This window comes from Pseudomonas sp. SJZ131 (genome assembly GCF_007828705.1).
Classification (GTDB): domain Bacteria; phylum Pseudomonadota; class Gammaproteobacteria; order Pseudomonadales; family Pseudomonadaceae; genus Aquipseudomonas; species Aquipseudomonas prosekii.
In genome coordinates this window covers 55,595-74,919 of record NZ_VIVC01000002.1, presented here as the reverse complement: position 1 = coordinate 74,919, position 19,325 = coordinate 55,595, and the positions used below count along the sequence as shown (strand labels likewise).

The following is a 19,325-nucleotide window of genomic DNA, read 5'->3' as shown; positions in this document are numbered from 1 at the left end:
GCGCAAACTTCGGCTCATTTGGACAACGACAATTCAGCTTGTAGCCGGTTTAATTTCAAGCAGGCCTTCCACCACAGCACTGACGTCTGCCAGGCCGCCAATGCTCACAAGCCAGCCATAAGTGATGGGTTGCTTGCCATTATGCAATTTCGATGGAAACTTCGACATGCTTGAGTGGTGTCGATGGCCTGTGCTGACGGCGATTTCCGCCAGCAGAACTACCAAGTGCCCCCTGATGATATTGGGGTGAACCATCAGACAGATGTTGTTGATGCGGGTCCTTGCTTTCAATAAATAAACCGTCTGGCCGGCAGCGCAAAACTCTGCGAGGTATTTGCTCTCCCTGACGAGCACATATCCGCTCTGTTCAATCTGCTTGATCACCTTTTTGGTGAATTCATCGCATAGGACAGCTACGGTCTTGCGGGCTGGCTTGGCCGGAGGCGGTGGGGCAAGGGCAGCTTGGATACTGTCCGGTATAGGGACGGCGCATGGCGGTTCCGACATTGGCGCAGCGTCGCCCAGAAGCAACGCAGTTGCGTAAGCCATTCGCGCATAGGCCCGATCGAGTTTCGCAACTCTGTGACGTACAGGGTCTGTTGGCTTCAGGTCACTGAGTGTTTTATCTCTGATATACACACTCGGTGCGCTGCCGCCACTGGTTGAAGGATGGCAAAAAGAACCCAGAAACTGCCGGGCGTGCAGATACCCGTTATCGACGCACCATTGCAAGGCGTCTTCGGGACAATCGCCCAGGCCGATATACAGGGCGTCTGGGTTAATTTCGCGGAGTGTGGAGACGAAGCAGTCCATGAAGCACCCTCGAAATAAAGGGGAAGCCATCAGGTAGGCAAATGAGCCCGCAAACATGGATTCGCCGCCCTCAGGCGTTGTTGTAAAGGCCGCGTGAGGTATGACCGAGGTTCCGTGGAACAAGCCGGCGTTTTCGTCCCACAGGGACTCTACATCTGGAATGCGCAGGATCTTGTCGAACTTGAAGTGCCGCAGATAGCGCAGCAAGTTTGGGCGCATGGCGCTGCCACCGAATGCACCAAGTTTTTTCACATCATGAAGCAGCGTTGCAGTCGGGATGCCAACGGCCATTAGTCGTTGAACTTCGCCGTACGCCAATCGCAGCTGGTTAGGGCCTGGGGTGATGCCCACGATGACCAACTTGGCATCAGCGTTGACCTGTTCGAAAGGGATGTACCTGAGGATGTCTCTGCCTGTGTTTTCAATCACGAGCTCGGGACTGTTGACGCCCGCCGTGCCGAGCCTGCAGATGGCAGGTGAGTAGCGCTCGAAAAGTGTGTGGTCCATCGAGTTGTTCTCCTGATCTGTTCGAGCTCGTTCCGTTAGTAGGGCAGTTGCTCAGCGGTGCCGGTGTTGGACCGGTATTTTCTCGGTCCGAATCAGTCGCTCGCACTCTTCGACTCGTCCGCCACGGTTGATAGGGGCCAACCTGTATCCTACCGGCGGAATCGGCTCTGGGAGGTGCCTGGGTCACTCGGCGCGCAGCGTTAGGGTTGTTGTAGTTATGGGTTACCAGAGCTGCTCGTCGCGAACTGCTGCTTCTGGCCATTTGCTGCCCTTCCTGACAGGCAGCAATCGGCCGATTCTGTTGAAAACAGTCGGCCATAGTCTCCACGGCAGAAAAGTACGCACTTGAAATTGAAATTTTTACTTTGAGCAGAGTACTCCGGCTCAGATTTCGCGTAACTGCGCGCTAAAAAGGCGTTTTCAGCCGTCAGCATGCGGGCAGTCTGGAAGTAATTACTTTTTCAACAGAATCGGCCAATATCGGTCACTCTCGAAGGCCGCGATGCAGCATGGAAGCGGATCAAGCTTCTGTTTTCTCCTGTGCGCTAGCTGGAATATTCAACTCACTCAGCGAATCAATAAGGACTTGGATTTCCTCAGGATGCTTAGGCCGGGGTCTGCGCACAATTTCCTTCTTCTCAGCTACCGTTCGTTTTTTAGTAGCTGCAATGAACTCCATGAGCCCGCCAAAGATAAAGAACAGTGAAAACCCCAGCGTAAATGGGGCCAGCACTATTCCGATGAATATTCCCAAACATCCGTCCGCCGCTTGATCTGAGTCGTACTCGCATGCCTCAAGTGTCGTCACTTCCTGAGGAGCATAAAGAGCAGCATCGAGCCCGAGAATGTCGGACGCGAAGAGCTCAGACTGCCCCCTTCCGCCTAGAGGCTGGGACGGGTTATTGCTGTACTTTCCAAAAGCGCGATGCTTACTGAGGTGGTCCAGCAGTGTTTGCTCAACATCCCATGCATCCTCGAGCTGCGTGAAGAAAAACACTTTATCGATAAGTTTTTCATCGCCGTGACCACCATACGCCATGCGATCGACCAGGCTAGCCTTGGTCGTGAAGCCAATTTTGTAAAAAAGACCCTGTGGAGTGGTTAGCCGTGCGTAATAGACGTTACCTGCAGAGTTACTAGGCCTGCGGAACCAGCGCTTGAATCTCGTATACAGTGATGCATGTGGCTTGGCCATTCCCTTCACAATTCCCGATAAGTCCTCAGCTGGGACATCCTACAGCGGTGGCATTAAGCCTCCCACCTCAACCTTGCATCTCCCAGGGCTCGTGAGACGGTAGCTCCAGTTGGTGCTGCCGACTAAGGTCTGCTGTACCTGCCTTGAATCGCGCTCAAATTTGTAGTCATTCCATGACTACTTCTGGCCGATTCTATTGAATAAATCCGACTTGGTTTTCACGGCAGAAAAGTACGTGCCTGAAATTGAGACCCTAGCTTTGAGCAGAGGCTTCCGGACTCGGATTTCACGTTGTAGCGTGCGAAAGAGATGTTTTCACCCATCAATATTCGAGCATTTTGGGCAAACCGACTTTTCAACAGAATCGGCCGATTGCTGCACTTAATCGTCATGGAGGCCGATTACGATTCGACTCAAAAAAAATTCAGTCCTACATCACTGCCATGACATCTACCCCATGGAGCTCAGACCCATGTCATTGCATTGTCCTCTGTGTAACTCCCCCAAGATCGCATCTTTACAAACAGCCATGAAGATTGGCGCAGCTGTTGGAACCGTCGGCGGAGCCGCTCGTGGTGCGAGCGCCGCTCTGGCAGCAGGCCAGATGGGCGCCTCTGTCGGCGCTATTGCCGGCCCTCTTGGCACCACCCTCGGCACAGTTTCTGGTGCCATCCTCGGCGGGCTCGCTGGAGGTGCAGGCGGCTGCGCCCTCGGTGCTCAGCTTGGCGAAAAACTCGATCGCCACGTGTTCGCCAACAACCTTTGTCTCGCCTGCAATCATCGCTTCAACCTACCAGCCTAATCCTTTTACAACATTCTTCGGTAAATGCTGCGCGTGCGCAGCATTTATGCCGGCACGCCCCCAAAGGAATTACTCCCATGGCTCATCTCGTCGAACAAATGGCATACGTTGGCGCTACCCCTTGGCATGGTTTGGGTAACCGCCTGACGCAAAAACAACCGCTGGAAGTTTGGCAGCGCGAAGCCGGCATGAACTGGCAGATTCAGGAAAGTCCAGTTCACTTCAAGGCCGACACTGTCGGCAACCTAGGCACGATTCACTCCTTTCCGGAACAAAAGGTTCTCTACCGCTCTGACACCAAGGCCCCCTTGTCGGTGGTTTCCAACCGCTATCAGGTCGTGCAGCCTCGTGAGGTGCTGGAGTTCTACAGAGATCTGACTGAAGTCTCCGGCTATGAGTTGGAAACAGCTGGGATACTCAAAGGTGGCCGTAAGTTCTGGGCTCTGGCCAGGACCGAGCAGACAACCGTGCTGAAGGGGAACGATCAGGTGAATGGCTATCTTCTGTTAGCCACCTCCTGTGATGGCACGCTGGCCACCACCGCGACCCCGACCACCGTGCGTGTAGTTTGCAACAACACCCTGACCATCTCCCTGAACGGCGCTACCCGCGCAATCAAGGTGCCGCACAACACGCGCTTTGATCCGCAGGCCGTGAAGAAACAACTGGGCATCGCCGTCTCGCAATGGGATGAATTTATGTACCGCATGCGCGCACTGGCGGAGCGCAAGGTGCAGTGGCATGAGGCGATGGGCTTCTTCATGAATGTGCTGTGTGATGTGGCCCCCAACAGCAAGCTGCCGGAAATACTTCCGAATGAGCGAGCACTGCGCAAAGTCCAAGGGCTGTACGAAGGCCAAGGTCGTGGAGCGACGCTTGAATCAGCCCAAGGAACTGCTTGGGGCTTGCTCAACGCCGTGACGGAGTATGTCGATCACGAGCGACGCGCCAGGAGTACCGAATACCGAATGGACTCTGCGTGGTTCGGAGCCGGTGCAAGCCTCAAAGAGCGCGCACTGAACGCAGCGCTGCAACTCGCCGCCTAGCCCCACTCCCCCCTCAACTATTAAAACGCCTGGTCAGCTCCTGCTGGCCGGGCGTTTTTTATGCCACATAGGAAAACATCATGGAAACGCAAACGCTGCACCAATCCTGCAGTAAACCCCGCCCTGCCTTGCGCCTGGTGGGGACCAAACAACTTCCCCGAGAAGACTGGCTGGCTGTGCGTAAACAAGGCATCGGCAGCTCGGATGCCGCCGCTGCCATAGGCCTTAACCCTTACAAATCCCAGTTGGAGCTATGGCTGGAGAAAACCGGCCGTGATACGTCACTGCCCAAGCTCGATCCACATGACGAGGAAAGCCCTGCTTACTGGGGCAACATCCTCGAGCCAATTGTCGCGGCGCATTACAGCCAGCGCACCGGCAATCGGGTACGGCGGGTCAATGCCGTGTTGCAGCATCCGGATCCTAAACTGCCTTGGATGCTGGCCAACATCGACCGTGAGGTCATCGGCGTCAACGATGTACAGATCCTTGAATGCAAAACTGCCGGCATAAACGGTGCCCGCCTCTGGAAAGAGGGCGTGCCCGAGTACGTGCAGTTGCAAGTGATGCACCAGTTGGCCGTGACCGGTAAGCAGGCGGCGGTTGTGGCGGTACTGCTGGGCGGCCAGCACCTAGAGATCCATCGCATCGAACGGGACGAATCGATGATTGCTCGGCTGGTCGACCTTGAGCGGCTGTTCTGGGATTACGTGGTCAGTGATACCCCGCCACCGGCCGATGGTACGGACTCAGCGGAAGCCGCGTTGCGCTGCCTCTACCCCGAGCACAACGGTCAGACCCTGGACCTCAGCCAGCACACGGAGCTGGCCGCCACCTATCTGGAGCTCAAGGCTGTTCGCCAGAGCATTGCTCAGCAAGAGACGCGCGAGGCGCAGCTCAAGCAAGTCCTGCAACAGGCCATGGGCGCAGCCAGCCGCGCTGAGTTTGCCGAGGGCTACATCAGCTGGAAGAAGTCCAAGGACAGCACCGGGCTGGATGTCGAACGGATGCTCAAGGACAAACCTTACCTGCAGGCCCGCTACAGCAAGACCCGCGAAGGCAGTCGCCGATTTCTAATCGGCTGAATCATCCCCCTCCCCCCAAGCCACCCGGACTCCTCTCGTCCCGGTGGCTTTTTTATTTTCAGATCAAGGAGAACCGCCATGCTCAAAGGTTTAGCCATAACCCCACCGATGCTCGGGCGTATTTCCATCGGCAAGGTCGTCGAGAAAAACGGCAAACGCCTGCCGGAAAAAAACGATCAATTCACCATCACCTCGCAGGTACAAAACCGCGATGGCTGGCTGCTGCACCCGCTCAATGAGGAACTGCGTAATGGCCAGGACGGCAAATTGCGCAGCATTCCGGTCCGTTTGCTATTCAACGAGCCCGATCTAAATTTTCGTGCCGACTACAGCCTGTTCAACCGCACCACCGGCAGGCCGCTGTGCGTCGGCAATGGAGAGACCTGCAAGCGACAGTGTGAAGACGGTATCAAGACATTGCCTTGCCCTTCACCCGATGGCTGTTCACTGGCTCAGGGTAATGCCTGCAAGCCCTATGGTCGGTTGAACGTGGTGATTGGCGAGGATGACCCGCTGGGCAGCTTTGTCTTCCGTTCCAACGGGTTCAACAGCATCCGGACCCTCGCGGCACGTTTGCAGTACTTCCGAGCCATCTCAGGCAACCGTCTGGCCTGCCTGCCATTGGAGTTGCGCCTGCGCGGAAAATCCACCCGGCAGAGCCATGGCACACCGATTTTTTACGTAGACATCACGGTACGCAGTGGTCTGAGCCTAGAAGACGCCTTACAGGAAGCCAAGCGCCTAGATGTAACACGGCAGGCCGCTGGCTTTGACCAAACCGCCCTGGATAACGCCGCGCGGCAGGGCTTCAACAACGGCGCGTTTGAAGACAGTGAGGAAGACACCGGCGTCATTGTCGAAGAGTTCCTTCCCGCCACTGAGACCATACATAGCCACGGAGAACTCCAACCGGCAACGCCTGCAAAAACGTCACTGGCCCAAAAACTGGAATCCCAAGCCAGCCGGCACGCTAGACCCAGCTTCCAGTAACCGCCCGCCTCAATTCCCCTCCGTTCTTACGCATTCGTACAGGAAGACCGTCATGAAATATCACAAGCTCATAGCCAGTGAAACGATTGGCACCTACATCATGGAATCACCCGTCACCGAAGCTGACATCCTGCAGATGGCGCAACAACTGGCGATGAGTCGTTTGTCGAAAGGCCGGGCTCTGACTGACCCTCAGCAGGCATTCAGCCATCTGCAAACACTGATGCAGTATCACGAGCATGAAGTCTTCGCATTGCTGCTGCTCGATACCCAGCACCGGGTGATAGGTTTCCGAGAGTTATTCAGAGGCGCCCTGGACGGGGCCAGCGTGTACCCACGGGAAGTGGTCAAGATTGCCCTGGAACACAACGCTGCGGCCGTGATCCTGGTACATAAGGTACATGACCATCCCTCCGGGTCGCCGGAGCCTAGCCAAGCCGATCACACGCTGAGCAGAACTCTCAAGAACGCCCTCAATATGATCGGCACCCGGATATTGGATCATGTTGTCGTGGGGGATGAGGGCTGTGTATCGTGGGCTGAGCGGGGGTACCTATAAGGAAGTGAGTTTGAAGCAACTGCTACGGATCTCGTTGCGGTGTTCATTTTCGCCAGCATCCTAGCCGGCTGCATGATAGCGCTACTGCTGTTGATCCTCATGGTGCGCTTTCCGCCGCTGCTGATTGCGGTGGTGGTGGCATGCTGGATTTACTGGTGGCTACAAAGCCGCACAGATCAACCATCCCAATGGACGACATAAACCAGCGTGGGCGGCCGAATGGCTGCTCACGCCGGGAATAGCCTTCTTCTTTTTTCACCACCTCACTACCTAATCCTCCACAAGGCCGTTCATCTATAACCGCAGCTTACAATCACGGAGCAAAAACTTTGAACTACGTCTCGTGTCAGGGTAAACCTAAAATCGGTAACGATAGAATGCTTGACGCTCTGGCTTTGGTAACATACACACCCGCAAACCATTTTGTACGACGATGAAACTACTCAACACCTACGACGACCGCGACGAAGCTGAAGAAGCCGCCGAGAAGCTAACAGGCGAGAAGCGCCTCGCCAGTGAGCGTGATGCCACTGTAGTTATCTATAACCTGTTCGGCATTCCGAGCTGGGGTAATTTCCACCGCCTTGGCATGTACAATTTGAGCGAGCTGAAGGGTCTACTGGAACGCCGTGCTAACTGGCAGTCTGCCGACCTGGCACGGCATGCCGAGATCATCGCCACGCTGAACACGGTTGCAAAAAACTATGCGATTGAGCCCCCTGCTCACTGGCTGTAATTCCTGAAAGCCAGTGAGCTATCGGTCATTTCAGACAATTCGTGCAAACATGCTACTCAAATAGCTGTCACGCCCGTCTTCCATGAACAACACGTGGCGATCCTCCAGTTCAGCCTTCTTCGTTGGGTCAGCGACATTAAGCAGATCAGAGAACTTCGTTGGAGACAGAACAAAAGCATTCAAGACCAAGGGAGGTTCACCCGGTTTAGCCTGGGCCGCCAGGGTCGCCTCAAGCTTCTTCACTTCCTTGTAAAGTCCAAGCTTTGGATGCGACAGGTCAAGGTTACGTAGGCCTTTAGGATCTACAAAGCTCAGCCATTGCTTGCCCGTGTCATCGTCCACCAGCCAAAGTAAGAAGTCCGGATAGAAGTTGCCAGCCAGCGCAAAGCCCAGCCCCTTCGCTTCACTATCAGCATTGCGCAGCAAATAAAGACTGCGTGCTCCGATGGCAGCTTGGCCCTTGGGCGAACTGTAAAACTCCTCCAGATCCCGAACAAAATCCCATTCGCTTGGCGCATCAAAAGCCAGAGGGCGCATCTTCAACGGTACCGCGTCTTTATCCTCCAGTGATAACAGCGGATAGTACAGATGGCGATCAAAACTAATAGCAACCATGTGCGGGGCATTCCACTTGCTGGCCTCACCAATCTTGCCGTCAGCAACCAGCTTTTTCAGCACTTCCAGCCTTTCCTGGTATTCCAGACCGTCATCCGTGTTCTCGATCTCGAACTGGTAGAGTTTCAGCATTGATCCGTGGTCTTCATCCATACGGATCACATCGTAAAACTGCCCCTCATAACCGGTTTTCAGCGCCTTGTAAAAGCGATCAGTGTAATCCGTAAGCAGACGAATCAGGATGTCCTCCTGCTTACGAATGTCATTGAATCCCGCCACCGACAACTCCGCCGCAGGAATGTATAGCGTGTACCAGTCAGATGAGCTCGCGCAGAAATCGATCAGTTTATGTCGATCCAGCCGCAGATTGCTCCAACTGCGTTGCAGCTTGTAATCCTGTAAGGCTAGATAGATGCGATCCCAGTCGAAGAGCGTGAATAGCGACGCGTTTATCTTGCCCTTATGGCGTGCTTCAGCGGTGGCCACCACAGCTTTATCCTGCGTGGACAGCGCTTCAACTCGTGGATATAGATCAAGTACCACATGCGGATCTTTGATCTTGTCCTTAAACGCTTCGGGAATCTCGTACAGCAGAGGGAAGTGAGTACGCTTGAATCCCAACTTTTGGTTGTCCTTGTAGCCATCCTTCAATGTCAGCGTCTTGAGCGTACAAGCGGGCAGGTTCGGCCTGGTTTCGAACTCCAGGTGCAGGATTTCGTCACTGGGGGTAATACCTTCTTCGCGCAGATAATCTTTGAAGGTAGCCATATAGCTGGCGCGCACTCCGAAAATATTCAGCGTTTCAAGCTTGTCCAAATGCACACCTTTTGGCCGCTCGTTTGGCAAGCTCCGCTTGAGCGAAAAGCCCATGCCCTTAAGGCGCACGCCGCGCCCGAACAACTGAATGATCTGCGAGCCTTCCCCCTGCCCCATATTGAGCAGGCCCATGGTGGAGACACGCCAACTGCTCCAGCCTTCTGTGAACTTACGCGAGCCAATCAGCATGTTGAGCTGACTGTCCTTGTTGTTCAGAGTGCCAAAGAGTGCGCCGCCGAAATCGTCGCGTTCAGTATCGAAATCATCGACATTCTCTGCTAGGCCAAAAAAACCCGCATCGTCACCGATATTGATAAGGCCGAAAGGTTCAGCATCACCCACCCGCAAGGCCAGCTCACCTTTGCTGCTCTTGATATTGACCAGCTTCAGCCGCTGCTTGGCCTGCGCATTGAACACTCGCTGCAAAATTTCGGCATACAAATCTTCTGGCTTTCCAACGAAGCTCATGAGCGGAGTAAAACGCCCCTTGAAGATATTGTTGCCCTTCGCATCAAGAATTTGCGCCCGGTCAGCAATCAGATCGGCCAACCAGGTCTTGATCTGCGCATCGTTGTTCAGGAAGTAGGCAAGAAAATTCACTACCTCCAGAATGTCCGACTCCTCACCGGATACCCTGTTGCCCACGAACACCCACAGCGGCTTTTCGATGTTGAAATCGGTCAGCTTGTCGCGGTGTGTATTCCACAGCCAGAGCTGCTGATAGAACGCTAACAGGCAGGCAGTGAAGTATTTTTGGGCGTAGTCCGCCTGCTCGTAGGCCTCGCCGCTCATATTCAGAATCAACGACTCCTTGCCGTAGCCGTCTTCGTAGAAGAACTTGTAGGAGTAATCAAACAGGATGCACTTGGCATAGATTTCACGGGTGGCAGAGATACGTGCCTGGCGTTTTTCCTCGCCGCTCAGAGCAATCTGCGCCAACTGGCTGTCGTCCAACTTCTTCAAGCTGGTTGTCTCGAACAGCATCTTGGATTTCTTTTTCTGGACGTCTTCTTCCGCCGCAGCCACGGTCATTCCTTTGGCTACAGCCTGCCCGAAAGTAGCCGAGTACTCGAAGGCAAAGCCTCCGCGCACCAGCGCATCGCGCCGGCTCATCCAAGCGCCACCTGCCTTACCTGTCCCGGAATGGCCTTCGTCCACCAGTACCAGGTTGTTGCCTTCGAATGCATCCACAGCAACAACCTTATCCCCCATCTCGTCACCAAGCTTGTTGATGTCGATGATCTCAATGGTTCCACGTGCAGGGCTCTGCGCCTTATTGAAGAACTGCGCAAAACCGAAGCCTGACAGGTGCAGCTCTTCCAGATGCTGACGTGACAAGCCCTCATTGGGCGTAAGCAGAATGATCTTGCTCGGATAGTGCTCACGCTGGCCAGCCTGAAAATAGTGCAGGTATTGCCTGATGTTGACGTGCAGCAGCAGCGTCTTACCACTACCTGTAGCGTTCCAGAAGGCGATCTTGTTTAGATCGTCCGCCTCGAATGCTTTGAATTGTTCCGCACCCGACTCCGCACGGTAGCGCAGCATCTCCTCATTCAGGCCATCCAGCAGGGCTTGACGTTTGTTGAAATACCAGTCCAGATAGATCTCGGTGAACAGCAGCGACAGATACTGAAAGTACTTCATCTGCAATTCATGGCCTTCCAGCTTATTACGCTGAGCGGTAATGGCTTGCCAGTGACCAACAATGCTCAGGTCATATCGCCGCAAGTCAGCTTCCGATACTCGATCTACCTCGAACAGATTGCGAGTCAGCTCGTGGAAGAATTTAGTTTGGCCGTCCTCATCGATACCTTCATGTCGGTCATCGATCAGTCGCAACTTTAAAGCACCGAGGTTACCGCCCTTGAAGAACCCCATCATCCAGCGATTGAGTACCAGCTCCTGGTGAAAGCTGCGCTTTTTACCGCCATTTCTTGCGCTTGCAGTGGCCATGGTCTTACGGGGACGCGCCATCAGATGTCCTCCACCGAGAACATGCGCTGCAGAAACTCCGGTTCTATCTGGAGCAGCTTGAGCCTGCGAATAGCGCCGCCTTCCTCGACATTCTGCATCAATACGGTCGGGATGTTGTGGTCGCCGTTGATGTAGACAACATCGAACTCGTTATCTGCCGGGTTAATGGCAAGCCGGTCGCAGAGTTTGCTCACGCCTTCGTAATTCAGCATCTCGCAGTCACGCCACAGCACCAGGCAGCTCTCGCCGCTGGGCAGCGTGCCAGTGACGGTGACAAATCCACGCGCTGGTTGCGCATCGATATGCCTGACTCGCAGCCCGATCAGATAGTTGAAGGTTTCGACCAAATCGATCTTGCTCGGCTCAAACGCGCCCGCCGAATCGACCGCCACGTTCAGGGTGTAGTCGAAGGGCTTGTTGAAATCCTGCACGGAAAGCAATGAGTCGCGGCTCTCCACATCCAGCATATAGTTCAGCAAATAGTCGTCCTGGGCCTGCTGATTCAACAGGGACAGCGTTTCGCCCTGCTTGGCGCCCCGGCGCAGTTGCAGGTTGTTCAGCGTGTCTTCGTAGCTTTCGAGTTTGATAACCTTGAAGCAGTGAGAAACCCCGGTATCAGGCGCAGTCGGCTTGCCGTCTTTCCAATCGGCGGAATACACAACCTTCAGCATTCGCGGTTTGACGACCGTATCAAAATAGCTTCCTTGCTCAACAAGAATAAAGCGATGCGCTGCTTTTGTTTCTCGCCCAATTCGAAGTACGGCTTCCCCAGTGGTACCTGAACCTGCAAAGAAGTCCAACGTGATACTTTCAGGTTCTGCTGCACCACATGAGCGAATAGCGTCCTCGACAAGCTTCTTTGCTTTCGGGAAGTCAAATGGCTTTTCGCCAAAGAAATCCTTTAATTCAGAAGTACCATAGTTAGCAGAAGCGTATTCGCCCTTATCCCACCAGGTGACTGGCGGTGCCTCATCATCCATCCGCGTCTTAAAGTCAACAGAAATTTCACCATTACTCCCTCGACGAACCCTGTGCTCCGCGTACTCTCCGGATACTCGCTTATGTCCTCTTTGCCAGTTTTTTTCGACAATCCGGCCGTCTATATTTTTATTTGGGTAAACTAGGACCTCGTCCTCTAATGGCGACTCAAGCAATAGATATTCTTGCGCCTCGTCACTCCACTCCATACCCAAAATTCTTATTTCATTTTGTTTATTAACAGCGATTGGATAATAAAGTTTAGGGCGATCAATACGCCTATCATTGCTTCCGGCACGAATAAAATTCATCCATGAGTATCGTCCTTGTTCGTCTTCCAACGGGTATCGAGCAGCCTTACTTGCGCTATATCCAATTGTATACGGCAGAGACTTACCACTTTTCCCATAAAAGAACGCATATTCATGAACAGGGGAAAATTTACCCTTCGTCTTTCGACTTTGAGGGTTTGACTTAACAACAGCAACACCAATTTGCTTCTCAAATGTCGAGTTAAGAATTTGAACTAGCGGAGACGCTTCTTGGTCATCAATGGCGACGCTAATCAGCGCATCTTCTTGCATAAGACGTTTTGCTGGATCAAGCCTAGTCTGAATCAAAGAAAGCCAGGAGGAGTCTTTGTATCCATTCTTGTAAATAATGGCGGAAGCATCCGTGTTATACGGCGGATCAATGTAAATACAATTCACACGGTCACGATACTTCTCCTGCAACAAAGAAAGTCCCTGAAAATTGTCGCCATTAATGAGCAAGCCATTCACGCTTGTATCAATGTCCTCGATGCTCGCCACCAGCTTATGCACGACCTCAACATCGAACAGACTGGTATCCACCATCCGATACGGCGCGGCTTTCAAGTCCTCCACCGTCCCCGGCGTATCGCCCGACCACACACCCAGCGTTTTCCACTGCGCCCACTGCAGTTTATTGGCAACAATGTCGGTATATAAAGCTTCAGGTACCCGATCCATCGTGATGCAGTAGTGACTGGAGACCACGAACTTCTTCTTCAGCCACAGCTTCTTCTGAAAGTCCTCCAACTGCGCGAGGAAGGCGATCAGCTCTAGCGCGATGGCACGTAGACATTGGATCATGCGCAGGTTCTTCTCGATATCCGCGAACACGCCAGCGTTCTGCACATCGTCCAGATGCATAACTTCGTTCTTGATGTAGAAGTCCAGCTCACGACGCAGGAACCCGCCCAGGTCCTTGTGGATAAAGTAGTCTGCCGTGTTTTTGGTTGTGTAATCCGTCAGGTGTTTTTCCAGCAGCGTGCGCTGCGGGCTCTTCTCTGTCGGTGCACGGTTACCAAGCGCCAGCCACCGTCCTTTGACGGCGGCGTCTGCCAGCACGGCCTCAACCGCCTTCGTGACCAGCGTCTCCTGCTTGGTGCCTTTCGGCTGTGCGGTGTATTCGAAGCGGACGATGAGTTCCTTCGTACCGTCTGTGCCGTCCACTTCACTCACCGGCAGGATGTCCTCTTCGTACTCCTCGCCGTTCTCGTCCACACGGTTAACGGTCTTCGGTTGGGACAACGCAAAGCGGCGCTCCTTGTCGTTGTCCTTGCGGTTATCCTTAGCGGTGTCGGCAGTGGAGAGGCGGATATGGACTGTACGACCGTCCTCCAGCTTAAAGCTGTAATTGCTGAAATTCTCGCCGCTCTTAGTGTAATACTGATCCTTGTTGGCCCAGTGCAGCATTACCTCCTCGCCCGCGTAGGGGATAGCGTAGGTATCGCCCTTGTAGCGGCGCTGACTGATGAAATCGCCACTATCGTAATAGCGGGAGAAGAATGTCAGTAAATGTGAAAATACCGCATTTTCCTGCTCGGAGTTACCGGCTGTAGCTTCTACCAGTTTGGCCCGTAACTCTTGCACTTTAGGCACGCCATCTGGGCTTACGCCGAGCGCTCTGGCATTTTTCTCGGCCTCTTGCAGGTCTGTTTGTAACTGTTGGACGCTGGCAGCCGCATCTAACGCTAGAGCCGACTGCATTTTTTCTAATAGCCGGTGCTCCAGGTAGTTTTTGATCTCCCCTGCCCGGGCATTGAGGATACGGTAAACTCCGAAGTCGAGCTCCGGCTTGTTAATTTGAAAAATTTCTTTTATCTTTTCAGAAAACGCTATGAAATATCGCATATATACATCAATCTCTCTAAAGGTCGGCTTTGGCGTCTACACCCGCCCACATTTCATTTAAAATCATCGTCGCCTTAATGGAAAGGACTATAAAACTTTGCGGGGGATGGTATTTAAGTCGCAAGTTAAAATCACTAGAAGTTATTGGCTTCTCAGAAAAGACAATATCAGAAACCTTATAGCAGTACATATCATCAAGAGCCCCAAAATATTGGGATATTTCTTCTTTGGTCAAAGATAATTGCTCTGCATTTTCTAGAGCCGTATTTAACGATATTTTTTCTAAAGAATCTATTTTTGCTCGTGCACATATAGCACCGTATGGATAATTGAAATGCATGTACATCAAGCGCGGCTCAATTTTAACCGGAGCTCTCCTCCTAAGCACCAACGAAACTTCTTTTTCCTTTATTTTTTTTAACCACTGACGTCCAAATGAAACCACGATAGCATCGGAAGTTTCATCCTTACTTATTGCTTTAGCAAAAAAATCCGCCATTACGGGAACCCCTCTCAAATACTAGATGACATTTGCCAGTGAAATGCAAAAAGAACTTCATGACTTGACTTACTATTTAATCTTGTCTGGAGTGCTGCTATCAGCTCATCGCGCTTGGCGATGATTTCGTCTTCGACAGCAAATATCTCCTGCCGCAGACGGCGCTGCTTACGCTCCAGCTCTGACAGTTCACGCTGAATGTCGTCCTGTTCCTGCAAGGTGGCAGCCTTGCGGGCGTCACGCTTCAACTGTGCAATGCGCGCCTTGGTGTTTTTCAAGGCTTCCTCGGCGGCCAGCAGCTTGTCGTCGGCCCACCGTTCGAGCTTGTCGCGCTCCTCGTTGAACAGACTTTGGTTGGCTTCCAGCATATGGACAATGGTAGCTTCGACTGCGCGCTGATTGTTGGCAGCTAGAGCTTCTGGCACAGCTGCGTGCAGCAAGGAAGGCTTACCCGCCGCGGGGATGCTTAACAGCTTTTCGCAAATTTCCTGATCCAACACTTGGCCATCGTCCGTAAGGCCAGAGAGCAACAGCACCTCTGTGGTTTCAAAGGCAGTGACTTGTAGCCGCGTCAGCATGAGCCAGCCGGATTTGCCGCACAGATTCTCCACTACGGAAACGCGTAAACCATGTTTGCCGTAGTCCAGCGTCAATGTAGCGATGGGCGTAGCAGCGCTCAGGCTGGCATCAATGCTCCATTCCCCTAGCGGGTGGCTGAGACGGTAGGCGTGCGCCAGCATGTCCGGCTGCGCAGCGCCACGAATGAGTTGGTAGCGGCCTGTCGCAATACTATTCGGCGGGCGGTTCAGGGAGAAGGCGTAGGACTGCTCGTCGAATTGCGCGCGGTCGTTCAAGGCATAGCGGGTCACGCCCCAGAACCAGCGCCCAACCCTGTCGAGCCGGGCTTCGGCTTCATCCAGTCGTAACTTGAGCCGGTCGTGAACATCCTCATCAAAGTTCTCCAGTAGCTGGGACTGCGTGTCTTTGATGCGGTCATTGATCGCTTCTTCCAGCTCCATTTGCAGCGCATTGAAGGCGGCTTCAATCTGTTCCGGCTGACGACACGTGTTGTAGATCTGCAGAATGCGTTTCTCGAAATCCAGGCCACCTTCGATGCTGCCCAGCACTTCATCACTTGCACCGAACACACCGGAAAACAGGCTGAATTTTTCAGTCAGCAATTCCAGTACGCGCTGGTCTGCCTGATTGCGGGTATTGAGGAAGTTGATCACCACCACATCAAACTTTTGGCCATAGCGATGGCAACGGCCTATGCGCTGCTCGACTCGCTGAGGATTCCACGGGAGATCGTAGTTAATCAGCAAAGCACAGAACTGCAGGTTCACACCTTCAGCAGCAGCCTCTGTGGCAATCATGATTTCTGCACCACTGCCATCACCCTGGCGAAAGTGGTCGATCAGCGCGGTACGGCGGTCCACCTGGGGGGAGCCGGTTACCCGATCAGTACCTTTATGTGTAGCCAGCCACTGCTGGTAGATAACAGTGGAATCGGGATGATTATTCGTGCCACTGAACAACACCAGCCTGCCGTCATAACCGTTGGCAGACAGAAACTGATGCAGATACTCCTGAGTACGTTTTGATTCGGTGAATATGATCGCCTTACGCGAGGCCCCAAGCTCAGCCATGCTGGTAAAGCCCAGTTGCAAAGCAGTGAGCAGGGACTGAGCTTTGGTATCACTACGCAGCCCATGTGCGCGATCAATGATGCCGGTCAGCTCATCTATCTCTGTCTGGATAAACTGTTTTTTATGCTCCGGTTTTTGAACAACCAGCTCTGAAGGCGGCAGGTCATCCGAGCCGGGCTCTTCTTCCAGATAGTCCGTTTCGAGGTCATCCTCTTCTACCCATTGCTCCAGCAGGTTGATCTGCTCTGCCGAGGCCTCGTCTACCAGCATCTGCTCCAGCCGAGCCCGGACAGTAATCAGCGTGGCGACAATGGCCGGAGTACTGGAGGCGAGCAGTTTGCGCAGAATCAGACCAGTGAGATGGCGCTGACTTTTGGGCAAGGCAAAAGAATGCTCGCGCAGCAGGAAGGTTGAGACCTGGTCATAAAGCGCTTGCTCGTCATCTGTGGGGCTGAATGGTTGGGTTATAGCCTTGCGTTCGGTGTACTGGATGTACTCCAACACATCCTTTCGCAAAGTGCGTTGAGTGAAACCTTTAAGGCGTCCTCGCAACTCCTCCAATCCCGCGGGATTGTTCAGGTATTGCTTTCGAAAGGCTTTTTCATCACCAAACAGATGCTCATCGATGAGCGTGGACAGGCCGTACAACTCCATAAGTGAGTTCTGCATCGGCGTCGCTGTAAGCAGCAACTTCTTGCGGCCCTCCAGCGCCCGGCGCAGGGCCTGGCCGGTGCGGTTGCTCTGACGATGTGCATTACGAAGCTTGTGGGCTTCATCCAGAACCACCACATGCCAGGGAATTGCACGCAGCTCGGCCTCAAGCCGGGCAGCAAACTGGTAGGACATAATGAGGACTGACTTACCAACGAGATGCTGCAAGGTTTCAAGTGCATTGCCGGCTGACTGTTTCTTGAGTGCCACGGCATCCAGCACAGTGCTCGGCACGGCAAACTTCTCTGACAACTCTTGCGCCCACTGCTTGCGCAGGCTGGCCGGTGCGATGATCAGCAGTCTGCGACTGCGCTCCGCCCATAGCTGACATACAACCAGCGCGGCTTCGATAGTTTTGCCCAGACCCACTTCGTCAGCGAGCAAGACCCCTTGCTGCAAGGGGTTTCGTAAAGCGAACAATGCTGCCTCGATCTGGTGGGGATTTAGATCGACACTCGCGTCGAACAGAGACTGAGAGAGGCGGCCAACACCATCGGCAGCATGGCGTCTTGTCAGTTCGTGCGCATAATACTTAGCGTGATAGGAAGTAATCATTTCTTTGCTCCAGCCGCGCGCCCAGGCTCCGAATAACCCGGAGCCAGCGTAGCGTTTTTCACGCCGTAGATAGCCAATGAGTCCCTTAACCAAAGACGGTACTCTGCCGCTCGCAGACTATGATCCGGAGTACAGTCCACGCCCCATTTGCACAGCACATAGCCCGCCGTTGCAGCGCGCAGTCTCATTCGCAATGCGCCGCCCTGCATGCCGTAATCCATCTCAGTAATCTCCGGATGCGGCCGGTCCGGGTGCGGAACCAGCTCCAACTCGACAATCCGCGTCCACTGTATGTCCTGATTGCTCAGTTCATGTGGTGCGGACGACTCCCCCTTGAGCAAACGCGGGCGCTTGATCCGGGTGATCACAAAGTCACGAAACTCTTGGGATTTGCGGTCAAAAGCCCGTACATGCCAGCGCAGGCCGGTGTCTAGCAAGGCGAAAGGCACAATCTCTCGCTTCGATTTACCCCTGGAGATGGAGTGGTATTCGATGGACAAAGGGCAGCCCAGATGGATGGAACGGGTTACGTTCGACAGCACATCCAGATCGGGATTGGTCAAGCGGGACGGGATTTCACTGGGGATCCAGGTTTTGAGCTGCAGCGGTTCACCATCACCGAAGGCCTGTGTCAGCCACGACATTACTCTTTCGGCAGGGTAGTCGAACAGCGGATGAAAATCATCGCCCAAGACATAGGTTTTGCCCTTTGAGTCATAGTCGATATTGCCCGGGGACAGCTCTCTATAGAGCGCAAGATCTCGGGTAGCCGCAGCGGACTGGATGGCGAACCGGTCTACTAGATCCTGTCTCCGAATCTCCCCGACGAAGCGCACACGCAGTTCAATAAAGGCCAAGCGGTCACGCTGTGGCTGAGTGAGCTCAGCAAGCAGGTTCATGATCGTCATACGAGTTAGCGAAGCCTGATACGAATAGTCGAGCAAAGTATATTGAATGCTTAAAAATCCGTCCACGGTCGCATTTTATTTATATAGTGGTGATCATTTTGATTACCTAATTGAGTTATGCCGCGAGGAGCCTCCACGCGGAACTTCGTCGACACCCATCTCAAGGTCTCGACGCGGCACTGCAAGGCCGAGCCGACGTTTAATCTCCGCTCCCAAATCGCGTCAGCCCGCAAGGAAACATTGCCGCTTCTTGCGATAACTGGTGGTTTGAGATCGGCGCGGTGGATCCTGAGACCAAGCTGGCGACCATCCAACGCGGCGACACGCTGATTGCCGCCATCACACCGTGATGACGAATACTCGCAGGTGGCCATGTCTCGCACTGATCGCAAACCATTTGCTGCACTGGCCCATGCAGCTCGAAGACGGCGGTATGTATTCTCTCGTGCTGATTGAAAGCGCCCCACGGTGTGGTACCCATCTTTGTTGAGCAGTCAGACGAAGTGGTAATGCGGCCGCCCCTCTCGCCCAATTTTACTGACCCAGCACCAACGCACCTGTGTCTGATGTGCAGAGCCATTTAGGTGCTTGGAGCGCTCCCGTGCTGATTGGGTTCTGACGGTTAAAGAATCGACGAATCTGGAGATGACTGATTACGCTGTCTTATTCAGATAGCAGATAACCGCCTCGGCAAATCAGAACCAGAACGATGATGCTGATCGATAGCA

General features: G+C 53.6%; 14 protein-coding genes. 6 read left to right on the top strand and 8 right to left on the bottom strand.

The features are described from left to right. Positions 1-33: 33 nt before the first annotated feature. Both FBY12_RS07230 and FBY12_RS27640 read right to left on the bottom strand, forming a co-directional pair. Positions 34-1,320, bottom strand: a complete 1,287-nt coding sequence (locus FBY12_RS07230; RefSeq protein WP_145252458.1) for a hypothetical protein — start codon at positions 1,318-1,320, stop codon at positions 34-36. Positions 1,321-1,840: 520 nt separating this feature from the next. After that, complete coding sequence (locus tag FBY12_RS27640; protein WP_178111735.1) at positions 1,841-2,515, bottom strand: hypothetical protein; 675 nt, start codon at positions 2,513-2,515, stop codon at positions 1,841-1,843. A gap of 472 nt (positions 2,516-2,987) precedes the next feature. Here FBY12_RS27640 and FBY12_RS07220 point away from each other — a divergent pair, with 472 nt between their 5' ends. From FBY12_RS07220 to FBY12_RS07195, 6 genes are all read left to right on the top strand, one after another. Continuing rightward, a complete protein-coding gene (locus FBY12_RS07220) occupies positions 2,988-3,317 on the top strand; it encodes a hypothetical protein (RefSeq protein WP_103438646.1) in 330 nt (109 codons plus the stop codon). Positions 3,318-3,394: 77 nt separating this feature from the next. Continuing rightward, positions 3,395-4,363 (top strand): DUF932 domain-containing protein, encoded by a 969-nt coding sequence (locus FBY12_RS07215; RefSeq protein ID WP_145252454.1) that lies wholly within the window; start codon positions 3,395-3,397, stop codon positions 4,361-4,363. An 80-nt stretch (positions 4,364-4,443) separates the two neighbouring features. Further along, entirely contained in the window at positions 4,444-5,448 is a 1,005-nt protein-coding gene (locus FBY12_RS07210; protein ID WP_145252452.1) for a YqaJ viral recombinase family protein, read from the top strand. 78 nt (positions 5,449-5,526) lie between these two features. Further along, complete coding sequence (locus FBY12_RS07205; RefSeq protein WP_145252450.1) at positions 5,527-6,438, top strand: hydrolase or metal-binding protein; 912 nt, start codon at positions 5,527-5,529, stop codon at positions 6,436-6,438. 52 nt (positions 6,439-6,490) lie between these two features. Further along, positions 6,491-6,997 (top strand): JAB domain-containing protein, encoded by a 507-nt coding sequence (locus FBY12_RS07200; protein ID WP_145252448.1) that lies wholly within the window; start codon positions 6,491-6,493, stop codon positions 6,995-6,997. Positions 6,998-7,430: 433 nt separating this feature from the next. After that, positions 7,431-7,733 carry a hypothetical protein gene (locus tag FBY12_RS07195; protein WP_145252446.1) on the top strand — a complete coding sequence of 101 codons (303 nt, stop codon included), beginning with the start codon at positions 7,431-7,433 and terminating at the stop codon, positions 7,731-7,733. A gap of 30 nt (positions 7,734-7,763) precedes the next feature. Here FBY12_RS07195 and FBY12_RS07190 read toward each other — a convergent pair whose 3' ends face one another. From FBY12_RS07190 to FBY12_RS28130, 6 genes are all read right to left on the bottom strand, one after another. After that, a complete protein-coding gene (locus FBY12_RS07190; protein WP_145252444.1) occupies positions 7,764-11,138 on the bottom strand; it encodes a DEAD/DEAH box helicase family protein in 3,375 nt (1,124 codons plus the stop codon). Continuing rightward, entirely contained in the window at positions 11,138-14,275 is a 3,138-nt protein-coding gene (locus tag FBY12_RS07185) for a site-specific DNA-methyltransferase (protein WP_145252441.1), read from the bottom strand. The genes FBY12_RS07190 and FBY12_RS07185 overlap by 1 nt, the downstream gene beginning before the upstream one ends. Positions 14,276-14,291: 16 nt before the next feature. Next, positions 14,292-14,774, bottom strand: a complete 483-nt coding sequence (locus FBY12_RS07180; protein WP_145252439.1) for a hypothetical protein — start codon at positions 14,772-14,774, stop codon at positions 14,292-14,294. Positions 14,775-14,788: 14 nt separating this feature from the next. Further along, positions 14,789-17,689 (bottom strand): SNF2-related protein, encoded by a 2,901-nt coding sequence (locus tag FBY12_RS07175; protein ID WP_145252437.1) that lies wholly within the window; start codon positions 17,687-17,689, stop codon positions 14,789-14,791. Then, a complete protein-coding gene (locus FBY12_RS07170; protein ID WP_145253270.1) occupies positions 17,686-18,597 on the bottom strand; it encodes a WYL domain-containing protein in 912 nt (303 codons plus the stop codon). Before FBY12_RS07170 ends, FBY12_RS07175 begins: the two co-directional genes overlap by 4 nt. Positions 18,598-19,091: 494 nt before the next feature. Continuing rightward, positions 19,092-19,244, bottom strand: coding sequence for an inovirus-type Gp2 protein (locus FBY12_RS28130; protein WP_145253268.1), 153 nt, complete (start codon positions 19,242-19,244; stop codon positions 19,092-19,094). Between the last annotated feature and the right edge of the window lie 81 nt (positions 19,245-19,325).

Bases quoted from the DNA above. Each gene is read 5' to 3' on its own strand.
- FBY12_RS07230 (WP_145252458.1), bottom strand. From the start codon at position 1,320: ATGGACCACACACTTTTCGAGCGCTACTCACCTGCCATCTGCAGGCTC.
- FBY12_RS27640 (WP_178111735.1), bottom strand. From the start codon at position 2,515: ATGGCCAAGCCACATGCATCACTGTATACGAGATTCAAGCGCTGGTTC.
- FBY12_RS07220 (WP_103438646.1), top strand. From the start codon at position 2,988: ATGTCATTGCATTGTCCTCTGTGTAACTCCCCCAAGATCGCATCTTTA.
- FBY12_RS07215 (WP_145252454.1), top strand. From the start codon at position 3,395: ATGGCTCATCTCGTCGAACAAATGGCATACGTTGGCGCTACCCCTTGG.
- FBY12_RS07210 (WP_145252452.1), top strand. From the start codon at position 4,444: ATGGAAACGCAAACGCTGCACCAATCCTGCAGTAAACCCCGCCCTGCC.
- FBY12_RS07205 (WP_145252450.1), top strand. From the start codon at position 5,527: ATGCTCAAAGGTTTAGCCATAACCCCACCGATGCTCGGGCGTATTTCC.
- FBY12_RS07200 (WP_145252448.1), top strand. From the start codon at position 6,491: ATGAAATATCACAAGCTCATAGCCAGTGAAACGATTGGCACCTACATC.
- FBY12_RS07195 (WP_145252446.1), top strand. From the start codon at position 7,431: ATGAAACTACTCAACACCTACGACGACCGCGACGAAGCTGAAGAAGCC.
- FBY12_RS07190 (WP_145252444.1), bottom strand. From the start codon at position 11,138: ATGGCGCGTCCCCGTAAGACCATGGCCACTGCAAGCGCAAGAAATGGC.
- FBY12_RS07185 (WP_145252441.1), bottom strand. From the start codon at position 14,275: ATGCGATATTTCATAGCGTTTTCTGAAAAGATAAAAGAAATTTTTCAA.
- FBY12_RS07180 (WP_145252439.1), bottom strand. From the start codon at position 14,774: ATGGCGGATTTTTTTGCTAAAGCAATAAGTAAGGATGAAACTTCCGAT.
- FBY12_RS07175 (WP_145252437.1), bottom strand. From the start codon at position 17,689: ATGATTACTTCCTATCACGCTAAGTATTATGCGCACGAACTGACAAGA.
- FBY12_RS07170 (WP_145253270.1), bottom strand. From the start codon at position 18,597: ATGACGATCATGAACCTGCTTGCTGAGCTCACTCAGCCACAGCGTGAC.